This window comes from Verrucosispora sp. NA02020 (genome assembly GCF_013364215.1).
Lineage (GTDB): Bacteria > Actinomycetota > Actinomycetes > Mycobacteriales > Micromonosporaceae > Micromonospora.
This window is the reverse complement of record NZ_CP054923.1, coordinates 4,783,030-4,800,633: the sequence shown is the minus strand read 5'-3', so window position 1 is coordinate 4,800,633 and position 17,604 is coordinate 4,783,030. Positions and strand designations below refer to the sequence as shown.

Sequence of the window (17,604 nt, the reverse complement as noted above, 5' to 3'; positions counted from 1 at the left end):
CGGCCGGGTCAGCCTCCGTGGTCGTGGTGGAGCACGCCCGGTGCCTGGCCGGGCTCGACGACCACGAACTGCCCCATCATCCCCTGGTCCTCGTGCCACAACAGGTGACAGTGGTACATGTAGGGCACGGCCGGATCGGTGTACTCGGTGAACCGCATGATCAGCCGGAACCGCACCTCCGGCGGGAGATAGATCGTGTCCTTCCATCCGGCGAGTTCCGGCGCGGGATCCCGGCCGTCCACGCTGAGCACCTGGAACTGCACGTCGTGCACGTGGAAGTTGTGCGGCTGGTGGTGACCGTTCCAGACCTCCCAGATCTCGGTGGTGTCCACCGTGACCACGGTGTCGATCCGGTTCATGTCCATCGCCTGCCGGTTGATCAGGTTGTTGCGCAGCTCGAACTGCCTCGTCGCGGCAGCCGAGGACGGATCCAGCGCGTCGATGCGCGCCAACCGCGTCGGCAGCGCCGCCGCCGGCGTCAGCCGGGTCGCCGCCCGCAGCAGCAGGACGTCCAACGTGTCGGCCGCGCCGACGCTGCGCTCCCGGCCCGCCGCCAGACCGAGCTGCTGCGGGTACGACCGCAGCGTCGTCGTCTCACCAGCCGCCATCGTGACGACGATCTCCACCCGTTCACCCGGAGTGAGCAGGACGCGCGTCATCTCGACGGGCGCGCGGAGCAACCCGCCGTCGCTGGCGATCACGGCGAAGCCGCGACCGTCGGCGAACCCGAGCGCGTAGCTGCGCGCGGTCGAGGCGTTGAGCAGCCGCAGCCGGGTGCGCTCGGCGGTGACGTCGAGCACCGGCCCGACCGTACCGTTGACCAGGATCGTGTCGCCGACCATGCCGTTGTCGCGCCGGGACGTCTCCAGGAGGCGACCCTTCGCGTCGAACGTCTTGTCCTGCACGATGACCGGGACGTCGTCGACGCCGTACTCCCGGGGCAGGTCGAGCGCGGATTCCTCGTCGTCGTCCACGATGAACAGCCCGCCCATGCCCCGATAGACGTGCCGTTCGGTCTTCCCGTGCGGATGCGGGTGGTACCAGAGCGTCGCGGCCGGCTGGTCGACCCGCCACGACGGTGACCAGCCACCACCGGGCGGCACCATCTGGTGCGGCCCACCGTCGGCGGCGGCGGGCAGGTGCATGCCGTGCCAGTGCAGCGTGGTCGCCTCGTCGAGCCGGTTGGTGAAGTCGATCCGCACCGTCTCGCCGCGCCGGGCCCGCAGCGTCGGACCGAGCAGCGGCCCGTTGATCCCCCAGGTCTCCGCGTCGCCGCCGGGCATCAGGGCGGTACGACCGGCCTGGGCGGTGAGGTCGAAGACGGCGACCCCGTCCCGGCGGGTCGGTCGGGCCAGCTCGGGAATGCGCAGCGGGTTGCGGAAGTCGACCGTGCCGGAGGTGTCGATCGGCCCCCGTGGCTCGAAGATGTCGCAGCCGGTGACCGAGGCGATCGCGCCCGCACCGACCCCGAGCGCGCCGAGCCGCAACAGCGCGCGCCGGCTCACGCCGGGGGAGGGGCGGCTCACGACAGCGCCTTTCGCTCTGCCCTGACGCCTGTGGCGCGCGAGGATCGGGGCAGGGTGATGCCGCAGAGCAGCAGCGAACCGAGGAGGATGCCGACACCGAGCGGCACATGGATCACGAGGATGTCGGCGTACCCCATGCCGAGCTGGAAGGTCTCGGCGGCGAAGAGCAGCAGCGCCAGCACGGGTGCCCAGAGGGTGCCGCCGCCCGGACGCCACCACAGCACACCCAGCGGGATCAACGCCATCGACAACGAGATGATGACGCCGCCGTTCGCGCCGTGCAGGAGCAGCGCCGTGCCGTCCCCGTCCAGGCTCCAACCGGCCAGGAAGGGTTGCAGGCAGGCCAGGGCGGCGTGCCCGACGACCCCGATGACGAGCAGCACCCGCACGATCCGGTTGAACACGGTCATGCGGGTCGAGGGCTCAGGCACGCGTCGCCCCCGGACCGTACGGGAACTCCGGCCGCTGCGGGACGCGATAGGCGTACTGCTCGCGGGCGGCTTTGGCGCCCATCCGGAGGAAGAAGCCCAGGGTGAGGTCTCGGAAGAGGTTGCCGGCGGCGGAGCTGGCCTTGCGGTCGCCGATCTGGCGGCCGAACCGCACGATCTTCTCGGCGCGGGTCTTGCGCTCGGCCACGAAGCCGGCGAAGGCGGTCTCCGGTCGATGCCCCTCGCCCAGGTGGCGGGCCAGCACCACCGCGTCCTCGATGGCCAGGCTCGCCCCCTGGCCCGTGGACGGGCTGACCGCGTGCGCGGCGTCACCGACGAGGCAGACGGTGCTCGTATGCCAGGTGGGCAGGTCGGGCAGGTCGTAGAGCGGCCAGGCGCCGAGCGAGCGGTTCGCCGCGCCGAGCACGGCCCGGACGGGCGCGGGGTCCTCGGCGTGCAGCTCCCGGATCCTGGTCATCCAGTCCTGGTGGTCGAGGTTGTCGAACTCGGTGCGCTCCGGCTCGTCGCGCCGGGGCACGTTGGTGAACCAGTAGGCGAGCGAGTCCCGCACCACGTAGCCGAAGAACGCCCGGTGGCCGAAGTACATCTGCTGGCGGCTGGTGTCGGGCAGGTCCACCGTCGTCCAGCCGCCGCAGTCGACGATGCCGGTGTATCTCGGTCGGGGCGCGTCGGGCCAGGTGAGCCGCCGTACCGTGGACCAGATCCCGTCGGCGCCGATCACCGCGTCGACCTCGACGGTCTCGTCGTCGGCGAAGACGGCGGTGACCCCGGCCGCGTGGTGGCGCAGGTCGACCAGGCGCGCGCCGAAACGGTAGCGGGCGCCGGCCGCCTGGGCGCGCCGGGTGAGTTCGGCGTGCAGCCGGGCCCGCCGGAGCACGACCCCACGCGCACCGTACCGGTCGAGGTCGTGCTCCCCGGCCAGCTCCGCGATGCGCCGGCCCCGGGCGTTGTGCATGTCCAGCCCCGACACCTCGAACCCGTCGGCGGCGCTGGGCACGTCGCCGAGCCCGATCGCCCGCAGCGCGTTCACCCCGTTGGGCGCCAGCGTCAGGAACGCGCCGCCCAGCGCGTCCCGGCTGTGGCGGGCCTCCGCCACCAGTGGGTCCAGCCCGGCGTGCCGCAGCGCGACGGCAAGTGTCGAACCGGCGATCCCCCCGCCGACGACGAGAATCCTCATGATCAAGCCCCCGTTAAAATGTTTCGTTCGACCGAACGAACGATTGGAAGTTAGCATGGTGCGATGAGCGGGTCAACGCAGGAAGAGCCGGCCCGAGCCGAGGCGCTGGGCGCGTTGGCCGACTCTGGCCGCCTGCTCAGCACGGCGATGGTGCTGTTCCACACGAACCTGTCCCGGCGGGTCGGCCTCGGCCCGACCGAGGAGAAGGTCCTCGAACTCGTCCAGCGGCACGGTCACCCGTCGGTGAGCGAGCTGGCCGAGCAGACCGGCCTCGCCAAGAACTCGATCAGCGACGTCCTCGACCGGCTGGAGAGCAAGGGCTTCGTCACCCGCGAACCCCACCCCCGCGACGGCCGCAAGGTCGCCATCGTCGCCACCGAAGAGGGCATCGCCCGGATCGGCCGCCTGTTCATCGGCATGATGACCCGACTCGGCCAACTGAACGCCGAGTACCGCACCGAGGAGTTGGCGCTGATCGCCGAGTACCAACGCCGCGCCGCCGAGATCCAGGCCGCCGAGGCCCGAAACCTGGCCGACGGCACCGCCTGACCGGCGCTGGTCACCCGGTCTCTGGGGTGAGACCGGTCAGGGCGGATGGCCCGGTCGGGGAACCGGTTAGGCCAGGTGGGCCGGTTACGTCGGGTGGGCCGGTCGGATGGGACCGATCAGGCCGGGTGGGACGATCAGGCCGGGTGGACTGGTCAGGCGGGATGGGCGGGTTGGTCGAGGATGGCGCTGAAGCGCTCCTCGGCCAGGTCGAGCTGATCGAGGATGTGCCGCCGCACGGCAGGGGAGAGCGGAGTGTCCGGGCGGGTGACGAGATCCCGATAGACCGGCACCAGCGGCCGGTACTTCCGCGCCAACGACTCGACCTTCGGCCCGACCGAGTGGATCACGCCGACCCCGTTGTCCGTGAAGTCGGAGATCTTGACGACCCGTGCCCACGGCTCCCGCTCCAGGCTGGCGGCGACGTGCTCGTGGTACTGCTCGTCACGCCCCCGCCCCGGATCCCACGGCGGATTCGTCACCGCCGCCACCAGCCGCGACACCCGAGGCCCGAACCGCTCCGCTAGCACCTCCAGCGCCGCCCCGGTCCGGTCGGACACACTCAGTTCGTCGGCCCCGTTCGCTTCTTCGCATCCGGCCAGCTCGGCCGGGTGGTCCTCGACCGCGTCGTGGAGCAGCCCGGCGACGATCACGTCGACGTCGCGTACCTCGTAGTAGTGCATCATCCGGATGGCGACCCGGAGCAGGTGGTTGACGTACGGCTCGCGGGATCGCCGGTCGTCCCGGTGCAGCCTTGAGGCCAGTGTCAACGCCTGGTCGAGGCGCTGCTGATGATCCTCGTCGAAGACCTCGATCTCCAGCCGGAACCGCTCCCGCAGACCGGCCTCGCCGTGCATCTCGGTGATCGCGTGCATCGGCATGGTGGCCAGATACGGTGGCAGTTCCATGCGTCTCTTATAACCGATCGCCCCGGCCTACGGGGGACCACCAGTCCGCCGACCCGCCCCGGCGCGCCGAAGCGGCCTTCTGATCGTGGCAGCGTGGCTGTTCCCGCAGCGGCGTGTCGAACAGCCACACTGCCACGCTAAGACGAGGCACCTTCCCGGCCGCCATAGCAGATGGAGGGCAGGGGTGGGGGTTGTCCACAGCGGGCCGCCCATCCACAGGTACGGCCGCTCGGGGCTGTGGAACCTGCGGGCCGGGTGGCACGGTCGGGGGCGTGGACGTGGTGTTGGCGGAACTGGTGGAACGCGGGCACGGGCTGGTGAACCGGTCCGTCGTCGAGCAGGTCGTGCCGGCGTGGATCCTGCAACGGGCGTGCACCACCGGCGAGTTGGTGCGGGTACTGCCCGAGGTGTTCGCGGCAGCACACCTGCTCGACGAAGAGGGCAGGCGGGCGTACACCTCGCCGCTCGGCCGGATCGGTCCGGACCTCGGCCGCCGTGCGGTCGGTGCCTGGATACGCGAGCGCGGCGCGCTCAGCCACCTCACCGCCCTCGACGTCTGGGGGTTGCGTGCACAACTGCCCGGGGACCTGCTGCACGTGAGCGCCCCGGCCGGCAGCGGCCTACGAAGCTGGCCCGGTGTCCGGGTCCACCGACGACGCCACTTCAGCCTCACCTCACCGTCGGTGCTGGTACGACAGGGACTGCCGGTGACCACCGTCGAGCGTGCCCTCGTCGACTCCTGGCCGATGCTCTCCCCGGCGGAACGGCGGACGCCGATGATCAGGGCGGTGAACGACCGGCTGACCACCCCCGAGCGGTTGCGGGCCGCACTCGATGGCACGACGCGGGTGCCGGGCCGGGCAGGGCTCAGCACACTGCTGACCAGGCTCGCCGAGGGCTGCCGAAGTCCGCTGGAGATCTGGGGACACGAGCGGGTCTTCACCGGCCCGGGAATGCCGTCGTTCCAGCGGCAGGTGCGCGTCCGGCTCGGTCGGCGCACCGTCCACCTCGACCTCTACGCCGAACCGGAACGCGTCAACATCGAACTCGACGGTGCCACGACCCACGGCGACCCGCGACAGCGCGAGATCGACCTGCGCCGCGACGCACAACTGGCCGCACTCGGCATCCTGGTGGTCCGTTTCGCCCATCGTCGGCTCGTGCGTGAGCCGGAGACCGTACGCCGGGAGACCCTCGCCATCCTGGCCAGCCGTCGACCTCGTTGATCCGCGGCACCGCACGAGCTCAACTGTCAACCGTCCACCACCGCCCTGGTGCGACGTGCGGAAGGGCGAACGAGCCGCGCCGACTGCGGCGGAGTGCTGGCGGCGGGGCGGAGACCGGCGATTTGGACGTAGATCTCGCGTTTGGCGGTGGCGGTGCCGTGCCGGTCGATGACGTACCCGGTCAGCCAGATCCAACCGTCGTACGCCTGTCGGTCGCTGGTCGAGACGACGCGCAGAGTCAGTGCCCGGCCCCCGGCGAACTGCACCGAGGCGCGGCCGTCGATCCGGAGCAGGTCACCGGGGGCCGGGCGCGCGATCACCAGCGGGCCTGGTTCGGCGGTCGGCAGTGCCGCGCGTGCATCGACTGCCAGTCGCGCAGCGCCCGCTTGAGCCGCTCGTTCTCGTGGGCGAGCTGATGGACCTGCTGGTGCAGGTCAGCAAGATCGTCGGCGACCGTGGTCTGGAATTCGCGTACCTGATCGGGGTCGACCCCACGGCGACGCGGGGCGAACGTGTGGTTGCGTACCTCGTGCGGGGTCAGTCGGGTCGGGCGACCGGTCCCGTAGGGCTGGCCACCTCGATACACCTGGGCCACGACGGTCCTTTCCTCAAGCGCTGTCTGGAGCGTGGAGGGTCGGTGCGGTGGTGCTTGTGGAAGGGCGGACCGTGCGTGGCCGGCGTCCGCACGGCCCGCCCGCTCGGCCGCCGCAGCCCAGTTCGGCGGTACGACGACAGAGCAGCTCACAGGGTCGGGACGGGCACGCGCACCCGCCCCGACCAGGGGGATGAGCCGAACTCGTTGCCACGCGAGGAACGACTCTCGATCAACCATATATGCCTAAGTGGGGATTGGCAACGCTCGGTTGTCTGGCCAGCGCATGGCGTGATCAAATAGGCGTGCCACGCGAGGAGTGCCATGCCACAAACACCGGACTACATCCGGATCTCGGACGAGATCGTCAGCGACGTGCGAAGCGGAAGGATCAAGCCGAACGAGAAGCTACCGTCCATCGCAGATATGGCTGACCGCTTCGAGGTCAGCTCGTCCACGATCCAGATGGTCTATGTCCGGCTGGAAGCCCTGCGGGTGATCCGGCGGCATCAGGGCAAGGGTGTCTTCGTGACCGATCCGAAGACCTGGATGCGGGAGCCGTAGGTAGCGGCTCGGCGACGGAAACAGCCCTTACGGGCACCTGCTGCCGTTGCCGGTCGCGTGGCTGCGCGAGATCGTTGCCTGCGTACGCCGCTGGCACGACGAGTTAGATGCAGAGTCGGGTTCGTCGCCGGCCGCGGTCCATGCCGATCTTCTCGCCGACACGACCGGTTGCGGTCACCCCACCGGCGAGGCGCTGACATCGTGACGTCCCCGATGCCATTCGGGGCCGGAAGGCGAAGCAGCGAGTACGTCGTTGACCGCCTGATCCCGTACTCAGGGGTTGGTTGACGGGAATCTGACCTTGCGCGGTCCGATGTGGAGAAACCGATAGGGTTGCTCACGGCAAGCAGGCGAACTCGTGCCGTGACCGTGTGACCGATCGCCTCCGGGGGTGTGCGATGGCGCCGAGCAAGCGACAGGCCGTCCTGATCGGAGTCAACCAGTGCGGCTACGACGTGCAACTGCCCGCGCTGCGGTATGCCGAGAGTGACGCACAGGATCTCCGGGCCGTGCTGCTCGACCAGGACTACGGCACCTTCCACGACGGTGACGTCAAGATGTTCCTCGGTGCGGACGCCACGTGGCGTGACATCAAGGCGTATCTGCGCGGGATCGCGTTCGAGTCGGGCCCCTCGGATGTGCTGCTGGTCTACTTCGCCGGGCATGCGCTGGTGCCGGAGTGGAACGAGCAGCTCGACGCGTACCTGGTCACTGCTGATCTGGATCCGGACGCGCTGCCTCGGGAGCCGGACAACGGCCTGCGGATGTCGTTCCTCAAACGGGATGTGTTCGAGGCGTTCGCGGGCACCTCGTTCCTGGTGCTGGACTGCTGCCAGGCGGGCATCTATGCGGACGCCGACCGGCGGCATGCGGCGGCGATAGAGACCTACCGCACCCAGGTCGACCGGCACAGTGCGTTGCTGGCATGCCCGAAGGGCGGGGTGGCCCGGGAGAGCACCGACTACGGGCACGGTGTGTTGACCCACCACGTCCTGCGGGCACTGCGTGGCGAGGCGGCGGACGAGGCTCGCCGGGTGTCGTTCGCCCGGATGGCAGCGTTCGTGGCTGAGCAGGGCATCGACCCGCCGCCGGCCCAGTGGGTGAAGACCTACGGGCCGGCGATACCGCTGACCCAGCCGCCCGTGTCGCGGCACGATCGACAGACGTTCAACACACCGGCCAATCCCGGCGTCATCCGGCCCTGCAAGAACCCGTTGGAGGACCACGCGAACTCAATCATGCAGTTGCTCGGCCGGATGTTCCGCGGCGCGAACCGGCCGAACCACCACGCCCAGCAGGTCGAACTCATCCGGTACGCGGTGGACGCCGACTCGGTGGCGGTGGTGCAGTTCGCCGGTGACGGCATCAGCGTGGTGGACAAGACCTCACGCTTCGACTACGAGTTGCTCCGGCCGATGCTGGAACTCGCCGCCGACGAGGCCGTGCAGTACCGCACCTCGATGCCGGGTCATGAGGTCTCCGTCGGTGCCCGTCGGCGCATACTCTGCGTACCCGTCAAGGCGGTGGACGACAGACTGGTCGCCTACGCCGTGGTCGACCCGGCCCCCGCGCAACTGGAGATGGGCGAGCCGCTCGCGGTGATCCTGCGAGCAGTCTGGGACTCCGACCCGATCAACAAGCCGGTCGAGTCCGAGATGATCGTCATGACGGCGCTGCGGGCGGCGTTCGGCCGGATGCCGACACCGGTGTACGAGTACGCCTTCACCAGCTACCAGAAGCTGGTCGACTCGCTGACCATGGTCTTCCAGCCGGTGGTGGAACTGAGCCGACATCCCACCGGGGTGGGGGTGCACAGCTTCGAGGCACTGGCCCGCCGCAAGGAGGGCGACACCGGAGCACCGATGCCGGTCCTGCAGATGGCGCACCAGTGGGGCGACCGGTTCATCATCGAGCGCGACGCACTGCTCGTCTCGAAGGCCATCCGCTCGTACGCCAAGGCCGCCGTCGCCGCCAACTGGCAGGGCATCAAACCGCTGTCGGTGAACGTGGCGGTTCGCTCGCTGTTGCGCGACTCGTACCTGCATCAGGTGAGCCGGGCACTCGTCGAGGCGGACGTCAACCCACAGACCCTCACCCTGGAGATCTCCGAACAGGACCCGATCTCACCGGGGCCGGGCGAGAACTGGCCGCAGAAGCCGCTGAAGTACTTCCATCATCGCCTCACCACGCTGGCCCGGGACCTGCACATCAACTTCGCCGTCGACGACTTCGGTGTGGGCCACGCGTCGCTGGCGCGGATGGCCGAGCTGCGGCTCACCCAGATCAAGGTCGACCGGGAGATCCTGCACCATCCACTGGCCGTCGAGGAGTTGGAGCTGGTGGCGAAGGTCGCCCGCTACGCCCGAGACCAGGGCGACGCTCCCCATCCACGAGCTGTCGTGGTCGAGGGGTACGACGAGAAGGCACCGATCACCTTGAAGCAGATCTGGGATGTCGGCATCCACCACGTCCAGGGCTACTTCTGCGGGGCGGTGGCGTCGACGAGCCTGCAACCGCTCGACCGGCAGATTCAGGAAGAGATCGCAGCCCAGGTCAAAGGAGAACGATGAGCGTCGTCAAGCTTGAGTTGCCGGCGGACGTGCTGAACGAGATAGATCTGCCGTACGAGGGAATTCGTGGGCTGGACGCCCTCACGCTCGCCGTCGAAGGGGTCGCGGTGATGGCCAACCTCGCCACCCTCGCCGCTGTGCAGCCACAACTGGGCGCGTTGGTCGTCGCGATTCGCAACTGGCGGCTGCGCGACGATCGGCAGACCGTCGTGTTGACGGTCAAGGGCCGCGGTATCGACATGCGGATAGACCTGCCGCGCAATGTCGATACCGCGATGCTGCTGAAGCACCTGCAACCGATCTTCGAGGAAGGACGGTGACCTGTCTCCTGCGGATCCGGGACTTCATCCACCGGCACGAGCGAGTTGCCATTCCTGACCCCGGCTGTGACGCCACGACAGGTGCTACCGCGCCTTCACCATCCGGGCGGTGAGGTCGAGGGCGGCGCGGATCGGGTCGTCGGACCAGCGGCTGGCAAACACGTCGTACAGGCACCACCCCGCGCGGGCCAGGCTGCGGTGCCGCTCCACGTGGGCGTCCACCCCGTCCGGGTGCACGCCGCAGATCACCGCGACCGCGTCCGCGTCGGCGCCGACGCAGAGGTCGATCCGCCAGCGGCCGACCGGGTAGCCGGGGCGTACCGGCACGCCGATCCGGTCGAGTTCGTCGGCGAGGGCGCGGGCCCACGGCTCGGACGCGGGTGCGTCGGGAGCGCTGGACACCGGCGGCTGTGCGGCGTACCGGAGGTAGTCGGCGACGATGCCGTCGGGGGAGCGCAGCGAGGTGACCACCGTGAGCTGCTTCCGGGCCCGGGTGACCATGACGTTGAACAGGTTCGGGTCGGCCAGGAAGCGGTGTCGGCCCGGCGGGTCGTCGTCGACCAGGCCCAGCGAGACGATCACCACGTCCGCCTCGCTGCCCTGGAACGCGTGCACCGTGCCGGAGCGTAGGCCGAGCCGTTCGATCTCGTCGACGTCGTACGCCGAGAGCAACGCCGCCTCCACCGCGTCGGCCTGCGCGCGGAACGGGCTGATCACCGCGATGCCGCCGCCGGGCGGCTGGGTGGCGAGCTTCCCGACCAGGTCGAGTACGGCGTCCACCTCGGCCTGGTTGACGCCGTCCACCACGGCGGCGTCGGTGGTGGTCAGCACGTCGATGGCGTCGACACGTTCGGTGCGGGGGTGCCGGGTGACCAGCTTGAGCCGGTCGCCGTAGAACCGCCGTGCGGAGAATCCGATCAGGTGCGGCGTGGACCGGTAGTGCTCGCCGAGCCAGGTGACCGGTGCGGCACCGGCCGCCAGGTCGAAGGCGCTGGACCGGCGTACGTCGAGCCGGTCGGCGAAGCGGTCCAGCCCGTGCCGGTGCAGGGTGGCGGTCACGTCCTCGTCGGAGACGAAGGAGACGAACCGTAGTTGGCGCGGGTCACCGGCGACCAGGGCGTGCCGGGCCCGGGCCAGCACCGGGGCGGCCCGCAACTGGTCGACGTGCGCCGCCTCGTCCAGCACGACCAGGTCGAACATTCCGGAGACCGGCGGCAGCAGGTCCTCCACGTCGGCCACCGTGCCCACCCAGAGCGGCAACGCCCGCACCAGTGCCTCGGCGTCCAGCCCGGCGAGCATCTCGCGGCGACGGTTGCGACCGGCCCGCAGGGAGGTGCCCAGGGCCCCGGCGGCACGTCGGCCCTCGCCGGTCCACCGTCGCGCACTGGTGACCTGGTGCCGCAGCGCGGTGCCGACCGTCTCGGCGAGTGCGGCGTCCGCCTCGGCCAGCGCCGACCAGGCGGCCGACAGGTCGGTGCCGCCCTCCGCCGGCAGTCGCGCCGCCGCGCGTACCGCCTCGGCGGCCTCCACCGCGGCCCGGAGCCGTTCGGCGGGTAGCTGGGGACCGGCACCGGTCAGGCGCCGGAGCCGTCGGGCGGCTCGGGCCCGGCGCAGCCGGGGCCACCAGCCGGTACCCGCCCGACGCGTGTCGACCAGGGCCTGCCGGATCGCGGCGAGGTCGGCGTCGGGTGCGAAGACCGCCGGGGCGTCGTGGCCCAACGCCGGCAGCAGGGGCTGCCAGCCGGGCAGGGTGGCGGCGAGTCGTTCCTGCTCCAGCGCCGCGCTGATGCCGGACCGGACGGCGGCCACCCGGTCCCGGGCGGCGGCCACGGCGGCGGCGTCGTCGCGCAACTGGGCGTCGTCCACTCCGGCCGCGATCCCACCGGCGAGGTCGGCGGCGACGGTCTCCCGTCGCTCGGCGTCGCCGAAGAGGACCGGAGGCGGGCCGGGATGCCGACGCAGCAGTTCGCCCAGCACCTCCGCGGCGTGCGCGGACTGCGTCGCCACCAGCACCGACCCGCCCCGGCCCACGGTGTCCAGGGCGGCGGCGACCAGGGCGTGACTCTTGCCGTTGCCGGGCGCGCCGGAGACCACCACCACCGCCTCGGTCCGGGTCCGCCGGACCACGTCCCGCTGCGCCTCGTTCAGCGCCAGCGGCGACAGTACGTCGTCCCGGTCCGCCCCGCCGCCGATGCCCTCGTCGGCGCTGTTGCCGCCGGTGCTGCTGTCGGTGCCGGTGCCGGTGCCGTCCGGCGTACCGGCCGGGCCGAGGTAGATCCGGGCCAGGGCGGTCCCGGTCAGTCCGGGGCGGCCCGCCCAGTTCAGCAGGGTGTCCCGCAGCCGACCGGCGAACACGTCCCGGGTGACGAACAACGCCGCCGAGGCCACACCGGTCAGGGTCGTCTCGTCGACGCGGCGCGGTGGCCTCGGCACGACCCGGTCGACCGTCAGGCCGGCGGCCTGGGCCGCCGTGGTCACCCAGGCGGCCGTGCCGGGCGCGGTCAGCCAGCCGGGGCCGGCGAGCCCCGGCGCGGCCTCCAACCGGGCGGCGAGGTCCCGATCCTCGATCAGCGAGGTCAACTCGAGGTCACCGGCGGGAACCACCCGGTAGGCGCGCCGCCCGCGTTCCAGGCGTACCGGTTGGGCCAGCAGCGGCAGCCGCACCCGACGTCGGGCTCCCGCCACGTCGACGCCGCCGACCAGGAACGCCAGGCCCAGCCGGAGGATCCGCTCGTCGCGGTGCAGTGCGTCCAGCGCCGCCAGCCGGTCCAGTCGGGCGGTACGCGGACCCCGGTGCGGCTCCGGCAACCAGATCAGCGGACGCCCGGTCCCGGACACGTCGAACACCCGCTCCGCGCCGGCCGGAGCCAGGTCGGCGAGAGCGGTGAGGATCGTCGCCGCGCGCATCGCCCGCCGATTCTGCCGTACGCCGTCCCGCCCGGCCGCCCGCGTGCCCCGATCCGCTGGGCGTGGCTGGTCGACCTGGCCTGGTCCGCTGGGCGTGGGCGGTCGACCTGGCCTGGTCCGCCGGGCGCGGCGGGTCGGCCTGGATGTTCCACCCGGCCCCCTTTGCTCTGCTTCACCCCACGCACTGGTTCCACCCGGAAACCGTTGCGTCGGTTGAAGCAGAGCAAAGGGGCCGGCGAGGGGAGTGGTGGCGGCGATTACCGGCAGCACACCAGCACACCAGCGCGGCAGCGCGGCAGCCGTGTGGCGGCACCGGGTGGGGACGGCGGTGGGCGGGAGCCGTCGACGGCTCCCGCCCACGTGGCGGTCGGTTGTCAGGCGTACGTCTCGAACTCGGCGACCCTCGGCGTACCGCTGGAGCTGGTGATCTCGAAGGTGACCTTGCTGAGCGAGGTCGAGGCGAAGCTGATCACACCGGCGGTGGTGCCGGAGGCGAGTACGGCCCCGTTGCCGTGGTTGATGACCCGCCAGCCACGGATGTTGCCCACGGAGCCGGACGCCTCACGGATGTTGATCCGGGAGATCGTCTTGGCGGAATCCCACTTGATCGAGATGGAGCCCGTGGCGCCCGACGGCGACCAGGCGGTGCTCATGTTGCCGTCCCGGACGTCGCCGTAGCTGGTGCCGCTGGCCTTGCTGGAACCGTCGGAGCCGGCGCCGATGCTCAGGTTGGTGCCGCCCGGGTTGGTCGGTCCCGGCGTGGGGGTGTTGGTCGGTCCGGGCGTCGGGCTGGTCGGCCCGGGGGTGGGGCTGGTCGTCGGGTTCGTCGGCGTGCAGTTGCCGTTCGAGGTCCGGATGCCCTTGTTGGCGCCGGCCGTGTCCCGCACGATGGTCGGCACGCAGCTCGCCGCGTCCATCCGGTACGAGTAGGGGATGCTGACGCTGGTGTTGGACGTCGGGTTGGGACCGGCCGGGTTGTTGTCGCCGCTCCGGCTGGACCAGGTCACGTTGTCGAAGGTGTTGCCGCTGACCTGCCAGTAGCCGGCCTCGCTCGTGTAGAACGTGCCGAGCACGTCCTTGGCGTTCTGGAAGTAGTTGTTCTCCACCTTGGCCTGCCCGCCGGCCCGCGAGTTGATGCCGGACTCGTTGATCCGCAGGTAGTGGTTGTTGTAGATGTGGGCCACCCCGCCGCGCAGCAGGGGCACCCGCGAGTCGAGGTTCTCGTACAGGTTGTTGTGGAACGTGACGAAGCCGTTCGAGCGGTCGCTCTCGCTGGAGCCGATCAGGCCGCCACGACCCGAGTTGCGCAGGATGCTGTACGACAGCGTCACGTACTGCGTGTCGTTCTTCATGTCGAAGAGGCCGTCGAAGCCCTCCGACTCGCCGCCCGACGCCTCCAGGGTGACGTGGTCGACCCAGACGTTGCGGACGCCGCTCTCCATGCCGATCGCGTCGCCGCCGTTGGAGGTGGGCGAGCCGGACTTCTTGACGTTCCGCACCGTCACGTTCTGGATGATGATGTTGCGGGCCTCGCGGATGTGGATGCCGAGCTGGTCGAAGACGGCGCCGTTGCCCACCCCGAGGATGGTGACGTTGCTGATCTGCTTGAGCTCGATCACGTCGGCGGCGGTGTTGCAGCTCGACCCGGACACCTTGGTGGTGTTGCCGTGGTTGATGGTCCCCTCCACCTGGATGGTGATCGGGGTGCTGCTGCTGGCCCGGTTGCAGAGGGCCGCGTGGATCTGGGTGCCGGTGGTGGCGCGTACCGTCTGGCCGCCCGCGCCGCCGGTGGTGCCGCCGTTGCGGGTCGCGAAGCCGGTGGCGCTGCCGACGGCGGCGGACGCCTGGGGGGTCACCAGGGTCACGCAGACCGCGGCGCCCACGGCTGTCGCGGACAGCCCCGCGAGGAGTCGCAGTGCGACTGTTCGTCTCATCCTTGCCTACCTTCCTATCGGTGGTGGTACTGCTACAACCGGGTGTGGTCGCCGGGTCGCCTGAGGGACGGTCAGAGCGGCAGGCGGTCGGCTCCGGCGAGCGGGCCGACGACGAGGGGCACCAGTGGTGCCGGGAGGACCGGTCCGTGCCGCAGCGTCGGCGTCCAGCCGGCGTCGGGCGACAGGTCGGGGTCGTGTGCGACGTTGTACGCGGCCACCAGGTCCACCGGGCGGGGTAGCTTGCCGGCGGCCTGCACCCAGTTGCCCCGGGTGGTGATCGCGGTGCCGCTCCAGTCGTAGAGCAGGTCGGCGGCGGTGATGCCGGCGCCGAGCGTGAAGTGGTTGTTCTCGGCGTACACGGCGGACTGCACGCCGACGCCGATGGCGTACTCGAAACCGTCGCCGGTCAGGCGGTACTGGTTGTTGTAGAGGTCGACCTGCCCGAAGCGGACCCGGGGCAGCCGCTGGAGTGCCTCGTCGAACAGGTTGTGGTGCAGGGTGACGTTGAGTCGGCCGACGTCCGGGCCGACGGTGTTGGAGGAGCCGATCAGCATCAGCTTGTCCCGCCCGTCGAACCGGTTCCAGGAGGCGGTGACCAGGCTCGCCGTGTGCGTGATGTCCAGCGCGCCGTCGTGCACCTGGTACGGGCGCCCGAAGTGGATCGGTTGGCCGCTGTCGGGGTTGTCTCCGTCGGTGAACGTGTTGTGGTCGATCCAGACGTTCTCGCTGCGGCGGACCGAGACCAGGTCGTACTGGGAGTTCCAGTTGCCCGTCTCGCCGTCGGTGGGGGACCAGGCGGGGAAGCAGTCCCGGGCGTCGTCGAAGGTGATGTTGCGGACGATGACGTTGGGCGCCCGGTCGATCATCAGGGTGAGGCCGGTCAGCCGTGCCCCGCGCAGCCCGACGATGGTGGTGTTCGGGCCGACGTTGATCTGGGTCTGCCGGGTCTGGTTCGTCACCGACCGGACCCGGGCCTCCTCCACCGGTCCGCTCGGTGCGACCCGGCCCCACGTCGCCGGGTCGTACGCGGCCAGGTAGGCGTCCAGTGAGTACCCGGGGTCGGCCAGGTCGGTGCAGTCGAGCAGTCGCCCGTCGGCGTCCTCGAACCCGTCGATCTCGCCCTTGACGAAGATGATCTTCGGGGTGGTGTTGGTCGCGTTGGTGGCGTTGTTCCCGCCGAGCGCGGCGACCAGGTCCTGGCGACTGTCGACCACGTGGACCTGGTCGGCGGTGGCGGCGGAGCCGCCGGTGGTGCCCGGTCCGGCCGCCGCCCAGCCGTCGTTCGTCGGCAGCGCCTGTCGGCCGATCTGGCGGGCCAGCACGGACAGGGTGTCCGGGCCGTCCGTCGGGCCGGGGTGCGCCGCCGCCGGGGCGGGTGCGGCGCTCAGGGTGAGAATGATCAATGCCGCACCGGCGGCAATTCTGTGCATCAGCTCGTCCCGTTCCCTCGTCGTTGTTTCTCTATGTGACGAAGGTTACGGTTGTGTTTTTATTGTGGTCAATATTAATGATGTGCAGTTTTGTTGCAGAAAATGCTTTCGGCCGGCATCGCCCCGACCTGTCCCGGTCGGGAAACCGCTGGTCATCGCGGAGTCCTCAGTCCTGATCGGACCGGCGATGTTGCAGTGGCGTTGCGGTGTCCTCCTATTTTCGTCCGGCCGGATCGGTCCGCCACGGAGCGACCGACCACGGCACGCCCAGCTCGGTCGGCAGTACGCCGCTCTCGGCGGCCCGGCGCAGCACGTCGTTGACGCCCGGTATCCGTAGCGCCCGCTGCGGCCCGTCGCCGACCGCCTCGACGAGATCGTCGCCGAGCAGCGTCGGCTCGGGTGCCGCCTGCAACGCGGTCAGCACCGCGGTGAACGGGGCGGTCCGGGCCAGCGGCGCGATCAACGGCACCCGGGGATCGGCCCGGTGGTCGAGCAGGTTCTCCAACAGCCCCCGCCGGCCGGGCACCTCGCGCGCCCGATCCTGGCCGGGCAGCAGCAGCCGGTCCGTCGGGTACTCCAGCACGGCCCGTCCGGCGTCACCGGTGACGATCACCTCGCCGGGCACGAAATCCTCCCCGGCCAGCGTCACCGCGGCCACGATCGGCGGGCCGTGCCGCAGGCGTACCCGCAGCACGGCGGTGTCGTCGACCTCGATCGGCCGGACCCGGTAGCGCTCCACCTCGACGGCCACGATCTCCGCCGGCTCACCGGTGACCGCCTCGGCCACCGCCAGGCACTGCATCACCGCGTGCGCCAGCGGGTTGGCCAGCGCGCCGTCGAGCACCGGTCGCCCGTCCAGGCTCCGGCGACCGGCCCATGGCGAGCGGGCGTAGTACGCGTCCGGACGCTGCCAGGCGGCGACCGTGGCGATGCCGGTGACCGTACCCAGTCGGCCGGCACTCACCGCGTCGGTCAGCGCGGTGAGCGCGGCCGACCCGAGCGCCTGGAAACCGACCTGCGCCACCCGGCCGGTGCTGACCAGTGCCCCGGCCAGTTCCTCGTGCTCGGCGGTGCAGAGCACCGGCGGCTTCTCCAGCAGCAGGTCGGCACCGGCGGCCAGCGCGTCCCGGGCGATCGGCAGGTGGGTGTGGGGCGGGGTGCAGATCACCACCACGTCCGGCCCGACGGCCGAGAGCATGGCGCGGTGGTCGGTGAAGACCCGGGCGTCGGGGGGTACCGGTGCGGCGGGCTCGTCGTCCAGCGGTCGCGTGTCCACCAGCGCGACCAGTCGCAGCCGGCCGGCGTCGTGCAGTGGACCGAGCACCCGACGGTGCCAGCGCCCGTGCCCGTTCGCCCCGACCAGCGCGACCCGTGGCACGGCTGTCGCGGGCGTTGCGGCCGTCGGGGTGTTAGCAGGGGACCCCTGCTCTACCTGAGGCGTTAGGAAGGTGCCCT

General features: G+C 70.8%; 15 protein-coding genes. 5 read left to right on the top strand and 10 right to left on the bottom strand.

Annotated features, from left to right (window positions below; all coding sequences use genetic code 11):
• Positions 1-8 precede the first annotated feature (8 nt).
• From HUT12_RS20975 to HUT12_RS20965, 3 genes are read right to left on the bottom strand one after another with little or no spacing between them, the layout of a single operon-like run.
• Positions 9-1,526 (bottom strand): multicopper oxidase family protein, encoded by a 1,518-nt coding sequence (locus tag HUT12_RS20975; protein ID WP_217706029.1) that lies wholly within the window; start codon positions 1,524-1,526, stop codon positions 9-11.
• Positions 1,523-1,957 (bottom strand): hypothetical protein, encoded by a 435-nt coding sequence (locus tag HUT12_RS20970; RefSeq protein ID WP_176094461.1) that lies wholly within the window; start codon positions 1,955-1,957, stop codon positions 1,523-1,525. The genes HUT12_RS20975 and HUT12_RS20970 overlap by 4 nt, the downstream gene beginning before the upstream one ends.
• On the bottom strand, positions 1,950-3,152 hold the full coding sequence (locus HUT12_RS20965) for an FAD-dependent monooxygenase (RefSeq protein WP_176094460.1): 1,203 nt from the start codon (positions 3,150-3,152) through the stop codon (positions 1,950-1,952). The genes HUT12_RS20970 and HUT12_RS20965 overlap by 8 nt, the downstream gene beginning before the upstream one ends.
• Before the next feature lie 63 nt (positions 3,153-3,215).
• Between HUT12_RS20965 and HUT12_RS20960 the strand changes: the two genes are divergently transcribed.
• Entirely contained in the window at positions 3,216-3,701 is a 486-nt protein-coding gene (locus HUT12_RS20960; protein ID WP_176094459.1) for a MarR family transcriptional regulator, read from the top strand.
• A gap of 152 nt (positions 3,702-3,853) precedes the next feature.
• Here HUT12_RS20960 and HUT12_RS20955 read toward each other — a convergent pair whose 3' ends face one another.
• A complete protein-coding gene (locus tag HUT12_RS20955; protein ID WP_176094458.1) occupies positions 3,854-4,606 on the bottom strand; it encodes an HD domain-containing protein in 753 nt (250 codons plus the stop codon).
• A gap of 272 nt (positions 4,607-4,878) precedes the next feature.
• Here HUT12_RS20955 and HUT12_RS20950 point away from each other — a divergent pair, with 272 nt between their 5' ends.
• Positions 4,879-5,832 (top strand): endonuclease domain-containing protein, encoded by a 954-nt coding sequence (locus HUT12_RS20950; protein WP_176094457.1) that lies wholly within the window; start codon positions 4,879-4,881, stop codon positions 5,830-5,832.
• A 26-nt stretch (positions 5,833-5,858) separates the two neighbouring features.
• Here HUT12_RS20950 and HUT12_RS20945 read toward each other — a convergent pair whose 3' ends face one another.
• Positions 5,859-6,152, bottom strand: a complete 294-nt coding sequence (locus tag HUT12_RS20945) for a hypothetical protein (RefSeq protein ID WP_254876908.1) — start codon at positions 6,150-6,152, stop codon at positions 5,859-5,861.
• The gene (locus HUT12_RS32920; protein WP_254876907.1) at positions 6,149-6,427 is read right to left on the bottom strand and encodes a DivIVA domain-containing protein; all 279 of its coding nucleotides are present in this window, start codon (positions 6,425-6,427) and stop codon (positions 6,149-6,151) included. Before HUT12_RS32920 ends, HUT12_RS20945 begins: the two co-directional genes overlap by 4 nt.
• A 321-nt stretch (positions 6,428-6,748) precedes the next feature.
• On the opposite strand from HUT12_RS32920, the gene HUT12_RS20935 reads away from it, so the two are divergent.
• The 3 genes from HUT12_RS20935 to HUT12_RS20925 all read left to right on the top strand — a co-directional run bounded on the left by HUT12_RS20935 (position 6,749) and on the right by HUT12_RS20925 (position 9,878).
• The gene (locus tag HUT12_RS20935) at positions 6,749-6,988 is read left to right on the top strand and encodes a winged helix-turn-helix domain-containing protein (RefSeq protein ID WP_176094455.1); all 240 of its coding nucleotides are present in this window, start codon (positions 6,749-6,751) and stop codon (positions 6,986-6,988) included.
• 398 nt (positions 6,989-7,386) lie between these two features.
• The gene (locus HUT12_RS20930) at positions 7,387-9,558 is read left to right on the top strand and encodes an EAL domain-containing protein (protein ID WP_176094454.1); all 2,172 of its coding nucleotides are present in this window, start codon (positions 7,387-7,389) and stop codon (positions 9,556-9,558) included.
• Positions 9,555-9,878, top strand: coding sequence for a hypothetical protein (locus HUT12_RS20925; RefSeq protein WP_176094453.1), 324 nt, complete (start codon positions 9,555-9,557; stop codon positions 9,876-9,878). The genes HUT12_RS20930 and HUT12_RS20925 overlap by 4 nt, the downstream gene beginning before the upstream one ends.
• 84 nt (positions 9,879-9,962) lie before the next feature.
• Here the strand turns inward: HUT12_RS20925 and HUT12_RS20920 are convergent, their stop codons facing one another.
• The 4 genes from HUT12_RS20920 to HUT12_RS20905 all read right to left on the bottom strand — a co-directional run bounded on the left by HUT12_RS20920 (position 9,963) and on the right by HUT12_RS20905 (position 17,527).
• The gene (locus HUT12_RS20920; RefSeq protein ID WP_176094452.1) at positions 9,963-12,785 is read right to left on the bottom strand and encodes an AAA domain-containing protein; all 2,823 of its coding nucleotides are present in this window, start codon (positions 12,783-12,785) and stop codon (positions 9,963-9,965) included.
• A gap of 374 nt (positions 12,786-13,159) precedes the next feature.
• Positions 13,160-14,719, bottom strand: coding sequence for a polysaccharide lyase family 1 protein (locus tag HUT12_RS20915; RefSeq protein ID WP_176094451.1), 1,560 nt, complete (start codon positions 14,717-14,719; stop codon positions 13,160-13,162).
• Between the two features lie 71 nt (positions 14,720-14,790).
• Entirely contained in the window at positions 14,791-16,152 is a 1,362-nt protein-coding gene (locus HUT12_RS20910) for a pectate lyase (RefSeq protein ID WP_254877066.1), read from the bottom strand.
• A gap of 211 nt (positions 16,153-16,363) precedes the next feature.
• Positions 16,364-17,527: a Gfo/Idh/MocA family protein gene (locus HUT12_RS20905; RefSeq protein WP_254876906.1), complete on the bottom strand. Its 1,164-nt coding sequence runs from the start codon at positions 17,525-17,527 to the stop codon at positions 16,364-16,366.
• Positions 17,528-17,604 lie beyond the last annotated feature (77 nt).